Source organism: Streptomyces venezuelae, from assembly GCF_008642315.1.
GTDB classification, from domain to species: Bacteria; Actinomycetota; Actinomycetes; order Streptomycetales; family Streptomycetaceae; genus Streptomyces; species Streptomyces venezuelae_D.
On sequence record NZ_CP029192.1, the window covers coordinates 6,949,961 to 6,966,782 of the forward strand.

14 protein-coding genes and 2 rRNA genes are annotated in these 16,822 nt (G+C 68.7%); 11 read left to right on the forward strand and 5 right to left on the reverse strand.

Annotation, left to right across the window (positions count from 1 at the left end; translation table 11 throughout):
• The first annotated feature begins 238 nt into the window (after positions 1 to 238).
• The 4 genes from DEJ48_RS30680 to DEJ48_RS30695 all read left to right on the forward strand — a co-directional run bounded on the left by DEJ48_RS30680 (position 239) and on the right by DEJ48_RS30695 (position 5,352).
• Positions 239 to 3,361, forward strand: a 23S ribosomal RNA gene (locus tag DEJ48_RS30680).
• A gap of 138 nt (positions 3,362 to 3,499) precedes the next feature.
• Positions 3,500 to 3,616, forward strand: a 5S ribosomal RNA gene (gene rrf / locus DEJ48_RS30685).
• A gap of 243 nt (positions 3,617 to 3,859) precedes the next feature.
• Positions 3,860 to 4,684, forward strand: a complete 825-nt coding sequence (locus tag DEJ48_RS40825) for a hypothetical protein (RefSeq protein ID WP_263399488.1) — start codon at positions 3,860 to 3,862, stop codon at positions 4,682 to 4,684.
• Positions 4,576 to 5,352, forward strand: a complete 777-nt coding sequence (locus tag DEJ48_RS30695) for a tetratricopeptide repeat protein (RefSeq protein ID WP_190538084.1) — start codon at positions 4,576 to 4,578, stop codon at positions 5,350 to 5,352. The genes DEJ48_RS40825 and DEJ48_RS30695 overlap by 109 nt, the downstream gene beginning before the upstream one ends.
• A gap of 54 nt (positions 5,353 to 5,406) precedes the next feature.
• Here the strand turns inward: DEJ48_RS30695 and DEJ48_RS30700 are convergent, their stop codons facing one another.
• Positions 5,407 to 6,705 carry a DUF1015 family protein gene (locus tag DEJ48_RS30700; RefSeq protein WP_150219432.1) on the reverse strand — a complete coding sequence of 433 codons (1,299 nt, stop codon included), beginning with the start codon at positions 6,703 to 6,705 and terminating at the stop codon, positions 5,407 to 5,409.
• Between the two features lie 72 nt (positions 6,706 to 6,777).
• Between DEJ48_RS30700 and DEJ48_RS30705 the strand changes: the two genes are divergently transcribed.
• Positions 6,778 to 7,833 carry an HAD hydrolase-like protein gene (locus DEJ48_RS30705; protein ID WP_150219433.1) on the forward strand — a complete coding sequence of 352 codons (1,056 nt, stop codon included), beginning with the start codon at positions 6,778 to 6,780 and terminating at the stop codon, positions 7,831 to 7,833.
• A gap of 86 nt (positions 7,834 to 7,919) precedes the next feature.
• On the opposite strand, the gene DEJ48_RS30710 is transcribed toward DEJ48_RS30705, so the two are convergent.
• Positions 7,920 to 8,762: a siderophore-interacting protein gene (locus DEJ48_RS30710; RefSeq protein ID WP_150219434.1), complete on the reverse strand. Its 843-nt coding sequence runs from the start codon at positions 8,760 to 8,762 to the stop codon at positions 7,920 to 7,922.
• A complete protein-coding gene (locus tag DEJ48_RS30715) occupies positions 8,759 to 9,805 on the reverse strand; it encodes an ABC transporter substrate-binding protein (protein ID WP_150219435.1) in 1,047 nt (348 codons plus the stop codon). Before DEJ48_RS30715 ends, DEJ48_RS30710 begins: the two co-directional genes overlap by 4 nt.
• A gap of 53 nt (positions 9,806 to 9,858) precedes the next feature.
• On the opposite strand from DEJ48_RS30715, the gene DEJ48_RS30720 reads away from it, so the two are divergent.
• From DEJ48_RS30720 to DEJ48_RS30730, 3 genes are all read left to right on the forward strand, one after another.
• On the forward strand, positions 9,859 to 10,902 hold the full coding sequence (locus DEJ48_RS30720) for a FecCD family ABC transporter permease (RefSeq protein ID WP_150219436.1): 1,044 nt from the start codon (positions 9,859 to 9,861) through the stop codon (positions 10,900 to 10,902).
• Positions 10,899 to 11,927: a FecCD family ABC transporter permease gene (locus DEJ48_RS30725; RefSeq protein WP_150219437.1), complete on the forward strand. Its 1,029-nt coding sequence runs from the start codon at positions 10,899 to 10,901 to the stop codon at positions 11,925 to 11,927. The genes DEJ48_RS30720 and DEJ48_RS30725 overlap by 4 nt, the downstream gene beginning before the upstream one ends.
• A gap of 61 nt (positions 11,928 to 11,988) precedes the next feature.
• Positions 11,989 to 12,822: an ABC transporter ATP-binding protein gene (locus DEJ48_RS30730; protein ID WP_150219438.1), complete on the forward strand. Its 834-nt coding sequence runs from the start codon at positions 11,989 to 11,991 to the stop codon at positions 12,820 to 12,822.
• Here DEJ48_RS30730 and DEJ48_RS30735 read toward each other — a convergent pair.
• Positions 12,806 to 13,153 carry an alkyl sulfatase C-terminal domain-containing protein gene (locus DEJ48_RS30735; protein WP_150219439.1) on the reverse strand — a complete coding sequence of 116 codons (348 nt, stop codon included), beginning with the start codon at positions 13,151 to 13,153 and terminating at the stop codon, positions 12,806 to 12,808. The genes DEJ48_RS30730 and DEJ48_RS30735 overlap by 17 nt on opposite strands.
• A gap of 42 nt (positions 13,154 to 13,195) precedes the next feature.
• Here DEJ48_RS30735 and DEJ48_RS30740 point away from each other — a divergent pair, with 42 nt between their 5' ends.
• The 3 genes from DEJ48_RS30740 to DEJ48_RS30750 are packed head-to-tail and all read left to right on the forward strand — an operon-like array spanning position 13,196 to position 15,250.
• Positions 13,196 to 13,510, forward strand: coding sequence for a hypothetical protein (locus DEJ48_RS30740; protein WP_150219440.1), 315 nt, complete (start codon positions 13,196 to 13,198; stop codon positions 13,508 to 13,510).
• 7 nt (positions 13,511 to 13,517) lie between these two features.
• A complete protein-coding gene (locus DEJ48_RS30745; RefSeq protein ID WP_150219441.1) occupies positions 13,518 to 14,333 on the forward strand; it encodes a TlyA family RNA methyltransferase in 816 nt (271 codons plus the stop codon).
• A complete protein-coding gene (locus DEJ48_RS30750; protein WP_411757497.1) occupies positions 14,330 to 15,250 on the forward strand; it encodes an NAD kinase in 921 nt (306 codons plus the stop codon). The genes DEJ48_RS30745 and DEJ48_RS30750 overlap by 4 nt, the downstream gene beginning before the upstream one ends.
• A 95-nt stretch (positions 15,251 to 15,345) precedes the next feature.
• Here the strand turns inward: DEJ48_RS30750 and DEJ48_RS30755 are convergent, their stop codons facing one another.
• A complete protein-coding gene (locus DEJ48_RS30755; protein WP_223832258.1) occupies positions 15,346 to 16,701 on the reverse strand; it encodes an ABC transporter permease in 1,356 nt (451 codons plus the stop codon).
• Positions 16,702 to 16,822 lie beyond the last annotated feature (121 nt).

Below are 16,822 nucleotides of genomic sequence, written 5' to 3' on the forward strand. Positions count from 1 at the left end.
TCATGGGTGGAACGTTGACTACTCGGCCTGAGTCTGGGCCGGAGGCTGCAAGTACTACTCGCAAGAGTGTGGAAAGCATGATCTCCGGACAGGGTCCGGTCGGGCACGCTGTTGGGTATCTGAGGGTACGGATTTGATCCCGACCTCAATGCCGACCCCAGTGCAGCACTGCGCTTAGTGGTGTGTGATGGGTGGTTGGTCGTTGTTTGAGAACTGCACAGTGGACGCGAGCATCTGTGGCCAAGTTTTTAAGGGCGCACGGTGGATGCCTTGGCACCAGGAACCGATGAAGGACGTGGGAGGCCACGATAGTCCCCGGGGAGTCGTCAACCAGGCTTTGATCCGGGGGTTTCCGAATGGGGAAACCCGGCAGTCGTCATGGGCTGTCACCCGCTGCTGAACACATAGGCAGTGTGGAGGGAACGCGGGGAAGTGAAACATCTCAGTACCCGCAGGAAGAGAAAACAACCGTGATTCCGGGAGTAGTGGCGAGCGAAACCGGATGAGGCCAAACCGTATGCGTGTGAGACCCGGCAGGGGTTGCGCATACGGGGTTGTGGGATCTCTCTTTTACAGTCTGCCGGCTGTGAGACGAGTCAGAAACCGTTGATGTAGACGAAGGACATGCGAAAGGTCCGGCGTAGAGGGTAAGACCCCCGTAGTCGAAACGTCAGCGGCTCGTTTGAGAGACACCCAAGTAGCACGGGGCCCGAGAAATCCCGTGTGAATCTGGCGGGACCACCCGTTAAGCCTAAATATTCCCTGGTGACCGATAGCGGATAGTACCGTGAGGGAATGGTGAAAAGTACCGCGGGAGCGGAGTGAAATAGTACCTGAAACCGTGTGCCTACAAGCCGTGGGAGCGTCGGGATGGAGCTTGCTTCATCCTCGTGACTGCGTGCCTTTTGAAGAATGAGCCTGCGAGTTTGCGGTGTGTTGCGAGGTTAACCCGTGTGGGGAAGCCGTAGCGAAAGCGAGTCCGAATAGGGCGATTTAGTAGCGCGCTCAAGACCCGAAGCGGAGTGATCTAGCCATGGGCAGGTTGAAGCGGCTGTAAGAGGTCGTGGAGGACCGAACCCACCAGGGTTGAAAACCTGGGGGATGACCTGTGGTTAGGGGTGAAAGGCCAATCAAACTCCGTGATAGCTGGTTCTCCCCGAAATGCATTTAGGTGCAGCGTCGTGTGTTTCTTGCCGGAGGTAGAGCACTGGATAGGCGATGGGCCCTACCGGGTTACTGACCTTAGCCAAACTCCGAATGCCGGTAAGTGAGAGCACGGCAGTGAGACTGTGGGGGATAAGCTCCATGGTCGAGAGGGAAACAGCCCAGAGCATCGACTAAGGCCCCTAAGCGTACGCTAAGTGGGAAAGGATGTGGAGTCGCAGAGACAACCAGGAGGTTGGCTTAGAAGCAGCCACCCTTGAAAGAGTGCGTAATAGCTCACTGGTCTAGTGATTCCGCGCCGACAATGTAGCGGGGCTCAAGCGTACCGCCGAAGTCGTGTCATTCCAGCAATAAGCCCCAACGGGTGCTGGGATGGGTAGGGGAGCGTCGTGTGCCGGGTGAAGCTGCGCCGGAAGGCAGTGGTGGACGGTTCACGAGTGAGAATGCAGGCATGAGTAGCGATACATACGTGAGAAACGTGTGCGCCGATTGACTAAGGGTTCCTGGGTCAAGCTGATCTGCCCAGGGTAAGTCGGGACCTAAGGCGAGGCCGACAGGCGTAGTCGATGGATAACCGGTTGATATTCCGGTACCCGCTGTGAAGCGTCAAACATCGAATCAGGCGATGCTAAGTCCGTGAAGCCGTCCCGATCTCTTCGGAGTTGAGGGAAGTGGTGGAGCCGACGAACCAGACTTGTAGTAGGTGAGTGATGGGGTGACGCAGGAAGGTAGTCCAGCCCGGGCGGTGGTTGTCCCGGGGTAAGGGTGTAGGGCGCTGTCTAGGTAAATCCGGACAGCTTGTGCCTGAGACCTGATGCCGAGCCGATTGTGGTGAAGTGGATGATCCTATGCTGTCGAGAAAAGCCTCTAGCGAGTTTCATGGCGGCCCGTACCCTAAACCGACTCAGGTGGTCAGGTAGAGAATACCGAGGCGTTCGGGTGAACTATGGTTAAGGAACTCGGCAAAATGCCCCCGTAACTTCGGGAGAAGGGGGGCCATTCCTGGTGATCGGATTTACTCCGTGAGCTGGGGGTGGCCGCAGAGACCAGCGAGAAGCGACTGTTTACTAAAAACACAGGTCCGTGCGAAGCCGTAAGGCGATGTATACGGACTGACGCCTGCCCGGTGCTGGAACGTTAAGGGGACCGGTTAGTGCGCTTTCGGGCGTGCGAAGCTGAGAACTTAAGCGCCAGTAAACGGCGGTGGTAACTATAACCATCCTAAGGTAGCGAAATTCCTTGTCGGGTAAGTTCCGACCTGCACGAATGGCGTAACGACTTCTCGACTGTCTCAACCATAGGCCCGGTGAAATTGCACTACGAGTAAAGATGCTCGTTTCGCGCAGAAGGACGGAAAGACCCCGGGACCTTTACTACAGTTTGATATTGGTGTTCGGTTCGGCTTGTGTAGGATAGGTGGGAGACTTTGAAGCGGGCACGCCAGTGTTCGTGGAGTCAACGTTGAAATACCACTCTGGTCGTGCTGGATGTCTAACCTCGGTCCGTGATCCGGATCAGGGACAGTGTCTGATGGGTAGTTTAACTGGGGCGGTTGCCTCCCAAAGAGTAACGGAGGCGCCCAAAGGTTCCCTCAGCCTGGTTGGTAATCAGGTGTTGAGTGTAAGTGCACAAGGGAGCTTGACTGTGAGACCGACGGGTCGAGCAGGGACGAAAGTCGGGACTAGTGATCCGGCGGTGGCTTGTGGAAGCGCCGTCGCTCAACGGATAAAAGGTACCCCGGGGATAACAGGCTGATCTTCCCCAAGAGTCCATATCGACGGGATGGTTTGGCACCTCGATGTCGGCTCGTCGCATCCTGGGGCTGGAGTCGGTCCCAAGGGTTGGGCTGTTCGCCCATTAAAGCGGTACGCGAGCTGGGTTTAGAACGTCGTGAGACAGTTCGGTCCCTATCCTCTGTGCGCGTAGGAATATTGAGAAGGGCTGTCCCTAGTACGAGAGGACCGGGACGGACGAACCTCTGGTGTGCCAGTTGTCCTGCCAAGGGCATGGCTGGTTGGCTACGTTCGGAAAGGATAACCGCTGAAAGCATCTAAGCGGGAAGCCTGCTTCGAGATGAGTATTCCCACCCCCTTTGAGGGGTTAAGGCTCCCAGTAGACGACTGGGTTGATAGGCCAGATCTGGAAGCCCGGTAACGGGTGGAGGTGACTGGTACTAATAGGCCGAGGGCTTGTCCTCAGTTGCTCGCGTCCACTGTGTTTGTTCTGAAACAACGAACAGTTGTGTCGGCTGAACAGCGTCACTATTTAATTGAAGAGTGTGCTTGTTCGCTGCCCTGTTTGAGATCCTGCGTATCAGCCGGATGTTTCATAGGGTTTCGGTGGTCATAGCGTGAGGGAAACGCCCGGTTACATTTCGAACCCGGAAGCTAAGCCTCAAAGCGCCGATGGTACTGCAGGGGGGACCCTGTGGGAGAGTAGGACGCCGCCGAACAATCTTTGGAGGACCCCTGGTCCCAGCGTTCACGCTGGGACCAGGGGTCCTTTTGTTTTTGTCGAAGCGCGCCGGCACCCCGGCTGCGCGAGAATGACTGCGGTACCGAAGACTAGGAGTCACCGATGTCCCCCAACTCTCCCGACGAGCGACCCGAGCGCGACCAGCGCCGCCGGGACAGTGGTGACCGGGGCGGATACCGCGGGGCGGCTCCCCGACGGGACAACGACCGCGGTGACCGCGGTGGCTTCCGCCGTGACGACCGGCGCGACGACAACCGTGGTGGCGGTGGCTACCGAGGCCGTGACGATCGCCGTGACGACCGCCGCGATGGTGACCGTGACCGTGGCGGCCGTCCCCCGTTCCGCCGTGACGACCGGTCCGGTGGGCCGCGTCGTGACGACCGGCGTGATGACCGTGACCGTGGTGGGTTCCGTCGCGATGACCGTCGTGACGGTGACCGGCCCGCTTTCCGGCGGGATGACCGCCGGGATGATCGGCGCGATGGTGACCGTGGTGGGTTCCGGCGCGACGACAACCGTGGTGGCGGTGGCTACCGCGGGCGTGACGACCGGTCCGGTGGGCCGCGTCGTGACGACCGGCGTGATGACCGTGACCGTGGTGGGTTCCGTCGTGACGATCGTCGTGACGGTGACCGGCCCGCTTTCCGGCGTGACGACCGGCGGGACGACCGCTCGTTCGACCGGCGGGATGACCGCCGGGATGATCGGCGCGATGGTGACCGTGGTGGGTTCCGGCGCGACGACAACCGTGGTGGCGGCGGCTACCGCGGGCGTGACGACCGGGGTCGCGACGACCGCGGGCGCGGGCCGCGTCGTGACGACCGCGGCGGGCGGCCCGGTGGTGGCGGGTTCCGCGGGCGTGACGACCGGCGTGACGGCGACCGCGGTGGATACCGCGGCGGGCGTGACGACCGGGACCGCGAGCCCATCAGGCGGCTGCCGATCCCCGAGGACGTCACGGGCTACGAGATCGACAAGGACGTACAGCAGGAGCTGCAGAGCCTTCCCAAGGGACTCGCTGAGGACGTCGCCAAGAACCTGGTGATGGTCGCCAAGCTCATCGACGAGGAGCCCGAGCAGGCGTACGCATACTCGCGGATCGCGCTGCGGCTGGCCTCCAGGGTCGCCGCCGTGCGTGAGGCCGCCGGCTTCGCCGCGTACGCGAACCAGAAGTACGGCGAGGCACTCGCGGAGTTCCGTGCCGCGCGGCGCATGACCGGCAGCGTCGAACTGTGGCCCGTCATGGCCGACTGCGAGCGCGGGCTCGGCAGGCCCGAGAAGGCCCTGGAGATGGCCGGTGCCCCCGAGGTGCACAAGCTCGACAAGGCCGGACAGGTCGAGATGCGGCTCGTGGCCGCCGGTGCGCGCCGCGACCTGGACCAGATCGACGCCGCCATCGTCACCCTGCAGAGCCCCGAGCTGGCCTCGAACTCCGTGCAGCCCTGGACGGCCCGCTTGCGGTACGCGTACGCCGACGCGCTGCTCGCCGCCGGACGCGAGGACGAGGCGCGCGAGTGGTTCGCGAAGGCCGTCGAGTCCGACAAGGACGGCAGCACCGACGCGTCGGACCGGCTCGCCGAGCTGGACGGTGTCGAGTTCGTCGACCTGGACGACGTCGATGGGGACGACGACGTGGATGAGGCCGATGCCGGTGCCGGTGCCGGTGCCGAGACTGGCGTCGGTGGCGATGTCGATGGGCCTGACAAGGACTGATCCGTAGGCATGAAAGGGCGGGCTCCCCTCTGGGGGAGCCCGCCCTTTCGCATGTCAGAAGGTGAGGTCCCGGAGTACCAGGCCCGTCGCCGGCTTCGGGCCGAACGACGTCGACTTGCGGGGCATCGTGACGCCCTGCCGGGCCAGGTCGCGGACGACCTCCTCGCGTACCGGATGCATCAGGATCGCCGTGCCGCCGTCGCGCTCCGCCTTCTCGACCGTCGCCGCGGTGTCGTGGATGTACGCGATGTGGTCCGGGGTGTCCGGGATCCGCCACACGTGGTCGAGGAGCGTGGAGTGCAGGACCGTCGCGTCGAGGGTGCGCCAGGCCACGGGATGGTCGTTCGGGACCGTACGGGCGAGGAGCTCCGGGGACGGGTGGTCGACGAGGTGGAAGGCGCCGTCGCCGGCGAGCACGAAGGCGTTGCCCTTGGCGGCTGCCTCGGCCAGTGCTTCGAGGGCGTGGTCGAGGGGGCCCTCGACGGTCCGTATGTGGAAGGAGTCCCCGAGGGCGGCCAGGGCGTCGGACACCGGGAGCCGGTGGAGGTAGCGGTGGATGGCGCGGACGCGCAGCGGGTAGCGGGCCGTGTCCACGAGGAGAACCAGGCCGTAGTCCCAGGCGCTCGGTGACGGGTGCTCGGCGCGCAGGCGCAGGTTCGTCGCCCAGCGGTGGTGGCCGTCCGCGATCAGGGCCTGGTGGTGGGCCAGGTCCGACTGGATCTCGGCGATCTCCGCCGGGTCGGTGACCGCCCACAGGCGGTGGTGGAAGCCGTCCTCCGTGGTCGTCGAGAGGAGGGGCTCGCGGCGAGCGGCGCGTTCGACCACGGCCGTCGCGCCGTCGGGCTCGGTCTCGGTTTCGGCGTCGGGTTCGTCGCCGCGGTACGTCAGGAGCAGCGGCTCCAGGTTCGCGGACGTCGCCTGCATGAGGGCGGCGCGGTCCTCGACGACGTGCGGCATCACGCCCTCGTGGGGGAGGACGATGCCGTCCGCGGCCTCCGAGAGGCGCAGGGCGCCGATGACGCCGCGCTGCAAAATCTCGCTGTTCCGCTGTTCGTAGACGTACAGGCTGGGCTCGGCGTCGGGGGCGAGGACGCCCTCGGCGAGCCAGGTGTGGAGAGTGTCGGCGGCCTGCTGGTTGCGGGCTTCCGGGGTGGTGGCCTGCGGCAGGATCAGCCGGACGATGTTGTGCGGGTCGGCGGATTCCAGGTGGAGCAGGCCGTCCGGCCGCACCACCACGTCGTACGGCGGTGAGGTCACCGCGGCGAGACTGCCGACCCGTTCGGGGACGTAGCGCACACCCCGGAACGGGATCAGATCGAGGCCGGTGACGTCGTTGTGACCCGCTGTGTTCATTAGGGCATCGTATGTGTGTCAGTGGCATAAGCGATGATCGGGGGAGTGGGATCGAGCGAGGAGCGATGCGTAATGAGCCAGGCCGCCAGCGGGAATGCAGATGGCCGTGTCAGGACGTGCCCGGACGGCAGCGAACGGGCGCTGAGTGAGGTGTACGACACGGCTCTCCTCGACCTCGACGGGGTGGTCTACGCGGGCGGGCACGCCATCGCGCACGCCGTCGAGTCGCTGGGCACCGCGCGCGAGGGCGGCATGCACCTCGCGTACGTCACGAACAACGCGCTGCGGACGCCGGACGCGGTGGCCGAGCACCTGACGGAGCTGGGGATCGCGACCGACGGCTCGGACGTCATCACGTCGGCGCAGGCCGCGGCCCGGCTGGTGAGCGAGCAGGTGCCGCAGGGTGCGCGGGTGCTCGTGATCGGTGGCGAGGGGCTGCGGGTCGCGCTGCGCGAGCGCGGTCTGGAGCCGGTCGAGTCGGCCGACGACGATCCGGTGGCTGTCGTGCAGGGGTACGGGGGCCCGGACATGGCGTGGGGGCGGTTCGCGGAGGCCTGTTACGCCATCGCGCGCGGGGTGCCGTGGTTCGCGTCCAACACGGACCTGACGATCCCGAGCGCCCGTGGCATCGCGCCCGGCAACGGCGCGGCGGTCGAGGTCGTCCGGATCGCGACGGGCGGGGAGCCGCAGGTGGCGGGCAAGCCGCTGCCCCCCATGCACCGCGAGACGATCCTGCGGACCGGTGCCGAGCGGCCGCTCGTGGTGGGCGACCGCCTCGACACGGACATCGAGGGCGCGTTCAACGGCGAGGTGGATTCGCTGCTCGTGCTGACCGGCGTCACGGACGGCGCGCAGCTGCTCGCGGCGCCGCCCGAACACCGGCCGACGTACGTGGACGCGGATCTGCGCGGCATGCTCACCGGTCAGCCGGACGTCACCCCGGTGGACGGCGGTGGATTCGGCTGCGGCGGCTGGACCGCCTCGGTGCGCGGCGAGGAGCTCGCGCTGGACGGCGAGGGCGAGTCCATGGACGGCCTGCGGGCCCTGTGCGCGACGGCCTGGACGCAGGCGGGCGACGGCACGTGCGATCTCGACGCGGGGAAGGCGTTGTCCCGGCTGGGGTTGTGAGGCGGTAAGGCCCGGCGCTGGGGCCCGGGACCTGTTATCCGGCACGGGCCTGGGACGGGAAGGATCGTGTCCCCGGCCGGGAGGCGTCAGGCCGTTTCGTTGGAGTCGATCAGTTCGTCCGTGGTTGTTCCCTGGCGCCAGTAGCCCGAGAACGACACGCGCTTGCGGTCGTGGCCGCGGTCGGCGACGAGGTGGCGGCGGACGGCCTTGACGGTCGCGGACTCGCCGGCGATCCAGGCGTAGGGGGTGCCTTCGGGGAGGTCCGTGCCGCGGATGGCGTCCGCCGTGGCGCCCACGCGCGTGAGCCAGTGGATCTCGGCGTCGGCCCTGGTGGGCAGCTCTTGCCGGTCGGCGAGGTCGTGGACCTCGATCCAGACGCGGGTCGGCAGGCCCGTCGGCAGCGTCGCGAGGATGTTGGCGACGGCGGGCAGCGCCGACTCGTCGGCGGCCAGGAGCAGCCAGTCCGTGTCGTCGGGGAGGCGGAAGTCGTACGCCGAGTTCTCCTCGTCGACCGGGGCGAGGACGCCGATGCGGGAGCCCGGCCGCGCGGTCCGCGCCCAGCTGGTCGCCGGGCCGTCGGCGGGCGACGGGGCGGGGCCGTGCACGGCGAAGTCGATGATCAGCTCGTGCGGGTCGCGGCGCAGCTCACGGGTCGTGTACGTGCGCATGATGCCCCGTACCGAAGGGTCGAGGTCGCACCAGGCGGCGTACCAGTCGAGGGCGTCCCCCGATGTGGTGTCCGGCATGACCGGGGCGTCCTGGCCCGGGTGCGGCAGGAAGATCTTGACGCGCTGGTCGAGACCGGCGCTCGCCATGCGGGGCAGGTCGGCGCCGGTGAACGTCACGCGGATCATGGCGGGGGTGAGGTGCTCGGCGCGCGCCACGTCGACGTCGAAGAACCGGTACGGGGAGTCTGGGGAGTCTGTCATCGCTTGAGCCTCTTCGACTTCTCGACGGCGGCGGCGAGCCGCTCGAGGACGGGTGCGTAACCGGCGTAGCTGTAGCGCTCTTCCATCGGCCACGGGATGGTCTGGCCGGCGGCCACGGCCGGGAGCTTGTTCCAGGTGGGTTTCTTCGCGAGCTCCTTGGCCGGGAGCGCCGACGTACGGTTGTCGATCATGATGAGGTCGGCGTGGTACCGGTCGGCGTTCTCCCAGCCGAGGAACTCCCAGAAGCCCCACTCGTCGCTCTTCTTGCCCTCGACGAACTCGATGCCGAGGTCCTTGAAGTAGTTGAGGTCGCAGTAGGAGTCGGGGACAGCGACGTACATCTGGTCGGCGGTGCCCGTCATCGCCATGACCTTGAGGCCGCGGTTGGCCTCCGCGGCCTTGCGCAGGGTCCGTTCGGCGCGGTGGAAGCGGGCCTTCGCGGCGCGCACGCGTTCCGTCTCCAGGTCCGCGCCGAGGGAGGCGGCCAGCTCGGTGTAGCGCTTCAGCGGTTCCTTCAGGGAGGTGCGGGCGACGCTGATGCCGACGGTGGGGGCGAGGGAGGCGATCTTCTCGGTGCTCTCCTCGGGCACGTACCACAGGGCGGGCGCCGGGAACATGTTGCTGATCAGCAGGTCGGGTTCGAGGGCCGCGTACTTCTCGATGTTGAACTGGCCCCATTCGGTGCCGAGGCTGGTGAGCCCCTTCAGGTTCAGGTCGCCTGCCTGGGGGTTCGGCTTTCCGCCGACGGGCTCGGAGGGGCCGAAGACCCCCTTGCACTCGATGCCGTAGTCGTGCAGGGCGGCCGCCGCGCTGATGAAGGCGACGATGTTCTTCGGGTGTTCCTCGGTCGCGGCCGTCTTGCCGCGGTCGTCCTTGAACCTCCAGGACCCGCCGCCCCCGCCGCCCTTGCCGTTCTTGCCGGACGCGGAGGAGCCGCTGTCGCCGCAGGCGGTGAGCAGGGCGCCGAGGCCGAGGGCGCCGCCCGCGAGGAGTACGCGGCGGCGGTTCGGGGCAGGTGAGGGGGAGCGCCGGGCTGCGCGCATGGGTGGTGCTTCTCTCGTCGAAGTCCAGTGGGAGGGTAGGCTAACCTAACCAGGTGTTGGTCGACAGTCCCCCAGAATCGCGCGCGGAGACCGCCGCCGCGCCCCCCGGACGCCGCGCGATACGCAGCGTCGGGCTGCTCGTCGCGCTGGCCGTCCTGCTCCTCGTGTTCCTCGCGAGCATCGCGGTCGGCGCCAAATCGATGTCCATGGACCAGGTCTGGCACGGTCTGTTTCAGGACACCGGGACGTACGGGGACGTGGTGGTCGGCGAGCGGCTCGCCCGCAGCCTCCTCGGACTGCTCGCCGGAGTCGCGCTCGGCCTCTCCGGCGCCGTCCTCCAGGCGCTCACCCGCAACCCGCTGGCCGACCCCGGACTGCTCGGCATCAACCTCGGCGCCTCGGCCGCCGTCGTCAGCGCGATCAGCTTCTTCGGCGTCACCTCGCTGAGCGGCTACGTGTGGTTCGCCTTCACCGGCGCGCTGCTCGTCGGCGTACTGCTCTACTTCCTCGGCGGATCGCGCGGAGCGACCCCGGTACGGCTCGCGCTCGCCGGCACCGCGCTCAGCGCCGCCCTCTACGGCTATCTGCAGGCCGTCATGATCATGGACGGCGCGGCGCTGAACAAGATGCGCTTCTGGACGGTCGGCTCCCTCGCCTCCGCCAACATGGACACCATCAAGCAGGTGCTGCCCTTCCTCGCGATCGGCACCGTGCTCGCCCTCTCCCTGGCCCGGCCGCTGAACGCCATGGCCATGGGCGACGACACCGCCCGCGCCCTCGGCGCGCACCTCACGCGCACCCGCGTCCTGTCCATGGCGGCGGCGACCCTGCTCTGCGGCGCCGCGACCGCCGCCTGCGGCCCGATCGTGTTCGTCGGCCTGATGGTGCCGCACATGGTGCGTTCCTTCACCGGGCCCGACATGCGCTGGATCCTGCCGTACTCGGCCGTCCTCTCGCCGGTCCTGCTGCTCGGCGCGGACGTCGTCGGACGCGTCGTGGCCCGGCCCGCCGAACTCCAGGTCGGCATCGTGACCGCGGTCATCGGCGCGCCGGTCTTCATCTTCCTCGTACGTCGGCGCAAGGTGGCCCAGCTGTGAAGGCGATACGCACCCGGGGCGGCCTCTCCGTCCGCCTCGACGTCCGCACGGCCGTGGTCATCGCGCTCCTCGTGGTCGCCGCGCTCGTGTCCGGCGTCGTCCTGATCGGCACGGGCGACTTCTACATCCCGGCCGCGGACGTCGTCCGCACCCTGTTCGGCAACGGCGACGCGGGGCAGGAGTTCATCATCAACGACCTGCGGCTGCCGCGGGTCCTCGTCGGCCTCCTGGTGGGCGCGGCCCTCGGGCTCGGCGGTGCGCTGTTCCAGTCCATCGCCCGCAATCCGCTGGGCAGCCCGGACGTGCTCGGCCTCGGGCAGGGCTCGACCGCCGGGGCGCTCACCATGATCGTCCTGTTCCAGGGCAGTGCGGTGCAGGTCGCGGCCGGCGCCCTCGTCGGCGGTCTCGTCACCGGCCTCGCGATCTATCTGCTCGCCTGGAAGCGCGGCGTGCACGGGTACCGCCTCGTCCTCGTGGGCATCGGCGTCTCCGCGTTCATCACCGCCATCAACGGCTACCTGCTCACCAAGGCGGACTTCGTCGACGCCGCCCGTTCCGTGGTCTGGATGACCGGCTCCCTCAACGGCCGCGACTGGGACCAGGTCTGGCCGCTGCTCGTCCTCTGCGCCGTCCTCGTACCGCTCGTGCTCGTGTACGGGCGTCCGCTACGGATGCTGGAGATGGGCGAGGACGTCGCGAACTCGCTGGGCGTACGCGTCGAACGCACCCGGTTCGTGCTCCTCGGCGCCTCCGTGCTGCTCACCGCGGCCGCCACCGCCGCGGCGGGCCCCGTCAGCTTCGTCGCGCTCACCGCACCCCAGCTGGCGCGCCGCCTCACGCGCGCGCCGGGCCCCAACCTGATGCCCGCCATGTTCATGGGCGCCACGCTCCTGATCGTCGCGGACTGGGCCTCGCAGCGGGCCTTCGGCGCCGACCAGCTGCCCGTCGGCGTCGTCACCGGCGTGCTCGGCGGCGTCTACCTGCTGTGGCTGCTCGTCAGCCAGCGCAAGGCGGGACGGATATGAAGCCCCGCCGCGAACCCGTACCACCCACGACGTACCACCCCACGACCAGGAGCGTGCTGCTGTGAACCGGCTCATCGCCGACGACGTCACCCTCGGCTATGACCAGCGCGTCATCGCGGAGAAGCTGTCCGTCGAGATACCCGACAACTCCTTCACCGTGATCGTGGGCCCCAACGCCTGCGGCAAGTCCACGCTGCTGCGCGCCCTGTCCCGCATGCTCAAGCCGTCCACGGGACGCGTCCTGCTCGACGGGAACGTCATCCAGTCGATGCCCGCCAAGAAGGTCGCGAGGACGCTCGGGCTGCTCCCGCAGTCATCCGTCGCGCCCGACGGCATCACCGTCGGCGACCTCGTCGCCCGCGGCCGCTACCCCCACCAGGGGCTGCTGCGGCAGTGGTCCGAGGACGACGAGCGCATCGTCAACGAATCCATGGCCTCGACGGGCGTGGGCGAGCTCGCCGAGCGGTACGTCGACGAGCTCTCCGGCGGCCAGCGCCAGCGCGTGTGGATCGCCATGGCGCTCGCCCAGCAGACGCCGCTGCTGCTCCTCGACGAGCCCACGACGTTCCTCGACATCCAGCACCAGCTCGACGTCCTCGACCTCTGCGCCGAGCTCCACGAGGAGCAGGGCCGCACGCTCGTCGCCGTCCTGCACGACCTCAACCACGCCGCCCGCTACGCCACGCACCTCATCGCGCTGCGCGACGGCGCGGTCCTCGCCGAGGGCGCGCCGTCCGAGATCGTCACGGCGGAGCTGGTGAAGGAGGCGTTCGGGATCGACTGCCAGATCATCGACGATCCAGAGACGGGGACGCCGCTGGTGGTGCCGGCGGCGCGGGCAGGCCGGCGGACAGCCGTTGCGGCGGGGACGTCGTCGGCTAAAGCAGCGACCTGAGGCGCAGCAGGTCCCGGAAGCCCGCCTCCAGCTTCACCCGGCCCGACGCCCACGCCTTCGCGAAGTTGAGCTCGCCGTCCACCATCGCGAGCAGGTCGTCGCCGGTCATCGCGAGACGGATCTCCGCCTTCTCGCGCGGCGGCCCCGGGTGGCTGTCCAGCACCGTGATCCGGCCGTTCTCGAGACGCCCGGTGAATGTGACGTCGAGATCGGTGATCCGGCAGCTCAGCGAGCGGTTCAGAGCAGCGGCACTGCGCACGTCGCCGTCGGCCGACGCGAGGGTGTCCGAGAGTTTGTCGAGTGCTGTACGGCACTCCGCCATGGTCGCCATCGTGATCGACCGTACCCCAGGCCTTCGCGGTAGCGTCGTGCCATGAGCGACTCTTTCGCGGGCCCCGGACAGGGGGAGGCGGTGGAGCCGGAGCACCAGGCTCCGGACGATCCTTCGTACGACCCCGCCGCCCCCGCGCCCCTCGGCGTCGAGCGCACGCCCACCGGCAACGCCGAGGTGGACGCGTGTCTGGCCCGGCTCGGCGACGCGGACCACCTCGCCACGGACGGCCACATCGAGGTGTACGAGGATGTACACCGGGGCCTGCGCGAGGCGCTGACCGCGCTCGACGCGCGCCCCGGCCCGCCGGCGCCCACCGGGGCACCGACAACTCGATCTTCGTACGACAGGAGCTGAACCGAACGTGGCAGGAGTGGCACGACGCCGCCTCGACGCCGAGCTCGTCCGCAGGAAGCTCGCGCGCTCGCGCGAGCACGCGAGCCAGCTGATCGCCGCAGGCCGGGTCGCGGTCGGCAAGACCGTCGCGACCAAGGCGGCGACGCAGGTCGAGACGGCCGCCGCGATCGTGGTGACCCAGGACGACAGCGACCCCGACTACGTCTCGCGCGGCGGGCACAAGCTCGCGGGCGCCCTCGCCGCCTTCGGGCCGCGCGGTCTGACCGTCGAGGGGCGCCGCGCGCTGGACGCGGGCGCGTCCACCGGCGGCTTCACCGACGTGCTGCTGCGCGCGGGCGTCGCGCACGTCGTCGCCGTCGACGTCGGTTACGGGCAGCTCGCCTGGTCGCTGCAGAGCGACGACCGGGTCACCGTGAAGGACCGTACGAACGTACGCGAGTTGACGCTCGAAGCGGTCGACGGGATTCCTGTCGACGTGGTCGTCGGGGACCTCTCCTTCATCCCGCTCGGCCTGGTGCTGCCCGCCCTGGTGCGGTGCGCGGCGCCCGACGCGGACCTCGTCCTCATGGTCAAGCCGCAGTTCGAGGTCGGCAAGGAACGGCTCGGCAGCGGCGGTGTCGTGCGCAGCGCCGAACTGCGGGCGGACGCCGTGCGGGGCGTGGCACGGCAGGCGTGGGGGCTCGGCCTCGGGGTGCGCGGGGTGACCGCGAGCCCGCTGCCCGGGCCCTCCGGCAACGTCGAGTACTTTCTGTGGCTGCGCGCCGGTGCCGATGAGCTGGACCCGGCGGATGTTGACCGTGCCGTGGCGGAGGGGCCCCGTTGACCGAGACCCGAGTGACCCAGACCCGAGCTCGTACCGTCTTCCTGCTCGCGCACACCGGGCGGCCCGCGGCCATCCGCAGTGCCGAGCTCGTCGTCCAGGGGCTGCTGCGCAGCGGTCTCGGTGTACGGGTCCTGGAGGCGGAGGCGGTGGACCTGCCGCTGCCCGCCGAGGTCGAGACCGTCGAGGAGGCCACGGCCGAGTGCATCGACGACTGCGAGCTCATCGTCGTCCTCGGCGGTGACGGGACGCTGCTGCGGGGCGCCGAGTTCGCGCGGGCGTCCGGGGTGCCGATGCTCGGGGTGAACCTCGGGCGGGTCGGCTTCCTCGCGGAGGCCGAGCGGGACGACCTCGACAAGGTCGTCGACCGGGTGGTCACCCGGGCGTACGAGGTCGAGGAGCGGATGACGATCGACGTCGTCGTGCACCGCAACGGTGACGTCGTGCACCGCGACTGGGCGCTGAACGAGGCGGCGGTGCAGAAGGTGTCGCCCGAGCGGATGCTCGAAGTCGTCCTGGAGATCGACGGGCGGCCCGTCACGGGGTTCGGCTGCGACGGCATCGTCTGCGCGACGCCCACGGGCTCCACGGCGTACGCGTTCTCGGCGGGCGGGCCCGTGGTGTGGCCGGAGGTGGAGGCGCTGCTCATGGTGCCGATCAGTGCGCACGCGCTCTTCGCGAAGCCGCTGGTGACGTCGCCGGACTCGGTGCTGGCCGTCGAGGTCCAGCCGCATACTCCGCACGGGGTGCTGTGGTGCGACGGGCGGCGGACGCTCGAGCTGCCCTCGGGGGCGCGGGTCGAGGTGCGGCGGGGTGAGGTGCCGGTGCGGTTGGCTCGGCTGCACCATGCGTCGTTCACGGACCGCCTTGTCGCCAAGTTCGCGTTGCCGGTTTCCGGGTGGCGGGGGGCTCCGCAGTAACGCGGGTTCTCGCCGGGGGCGGTTGTGGGTGCGGGTCGGTGGGGGCTTGTCGCGCAGTTCCCCGCGCCCCTTGGCTACCCTTCGCCCCGGCGTTTTTACGTGGTGCTCAGTACGGAGACTGCTCGCCTCCGCATCGCCGCGCGGACGGGGATGCCCGTTGCCAGGAGGGTGAGGAGCAGGGTGCCCGTTGCCACTGCTGCCGGTACCGGCCACGGCAGGTGCGGGAGTGCTGAGCCGAACGCCGTGCTGAGGATCGGGGCCAGCGTGCCGAGGGCGATCGCCGTGCCCAGGACCAGGGCCGTTCCCGCCACGACCGCCGCCTCCCATGCCGCCATCGCGCCGACCTGTGCGCGTCGGCTGCCCACGACCCGCAGCAGCGCCACGTCGCGGCGGCGTTCGAAGGAGATCATGGCGAGGGTGTTCGCCGCGGCGATGGCGGCGAAGCCCGCGTACAGGCCCGTGCCCACGTAGTCGAGCCAGACCTCGCCCCGCTCGCCCGCCGAACCCGTGTAGTGCTGGGCCGTCGTGTGCATGCCGATCTTCGTGAGGCCGAAGCCTACGACCAGGAGGAGCGGGACCACCGCGGCGGAGAAGCGGCGGGGCTGCGAACGGACGTTGAGCATCGCCAGGCGCGCGCTCGGGCCGAAGCGGCCGATCACCGCCGAGACCAGCCAGGCCGCGGGGCCGATGATGCGCGGACCGAGCAGCCCCGCTCCCGCGCAGAAGAGGATGAGGACCAGGAACGCGCCTTCGCCCGCCTCCTGTGCGGGCTGGGAGGAGAGGAGTACCGCGACGGCGCAGGCTCCTGCCACCGCCAGGATGCCGAGCGGGGCCCGGAGCAGGCCCAGGCCTCTGCGACCCGTCGCCGCCTCGCTCAGGGCGTGGGCCGGGCGGAGCAGGGAGAACCGGAGCGCGGAGAGGAGCGCGGCGAGTGTCGTCGTCACCACGGACACCCCGACGCATACCGGCAGGGCGAGCCAGCTGAAACGGAAGTCGGCCTCGGCGGGCAGCAGCCCGTGGCCGACCATCCCGGCGTGCCACCAGCGGGCGCCGAAGCCGCCGAGCACGAAGCCGAGGAGTGCGGCGGGGATCGACGCCGCCAAGGCCTGTGCGGCCACCGCGCGGCGGATCTGGCGTGGCCTGGCACCGATGGAGCGCACCATCGCGAGTTCGCGGTGCTGCTGCGCGACGGCCGTGCCCATGGTCGACACGACCACGAATATCGACATGTAGACGGAACCGATCAGCAGGACGACCGCGATGTCGCCGACGCCGTTCTCCTCGATCTGTCGGCGGGCCGCCGGGGACAGTCCCGCGCGGTCCGTGCTCGTCGTGCCGAGCATCATCGTCGACGCACTCACCACGGTCGCCGCGAAGAGCGCGGCCACCGCCGTTCCCACAAAAGCCGGTAGGTGCGCGCGCAGGGCCGCTCGGGCCAGTCCAGTTGCCATGTGGATCATGGTCTCGCCGGGTGTGGGGACGTAACCATGTGGAGAACCGGTGGATCTTGCGGGGGGTAGCCCCACCCTCCGGCGCGCCGCGCGGGTCGCCCGGTCCGCAGGCCCACTCCGG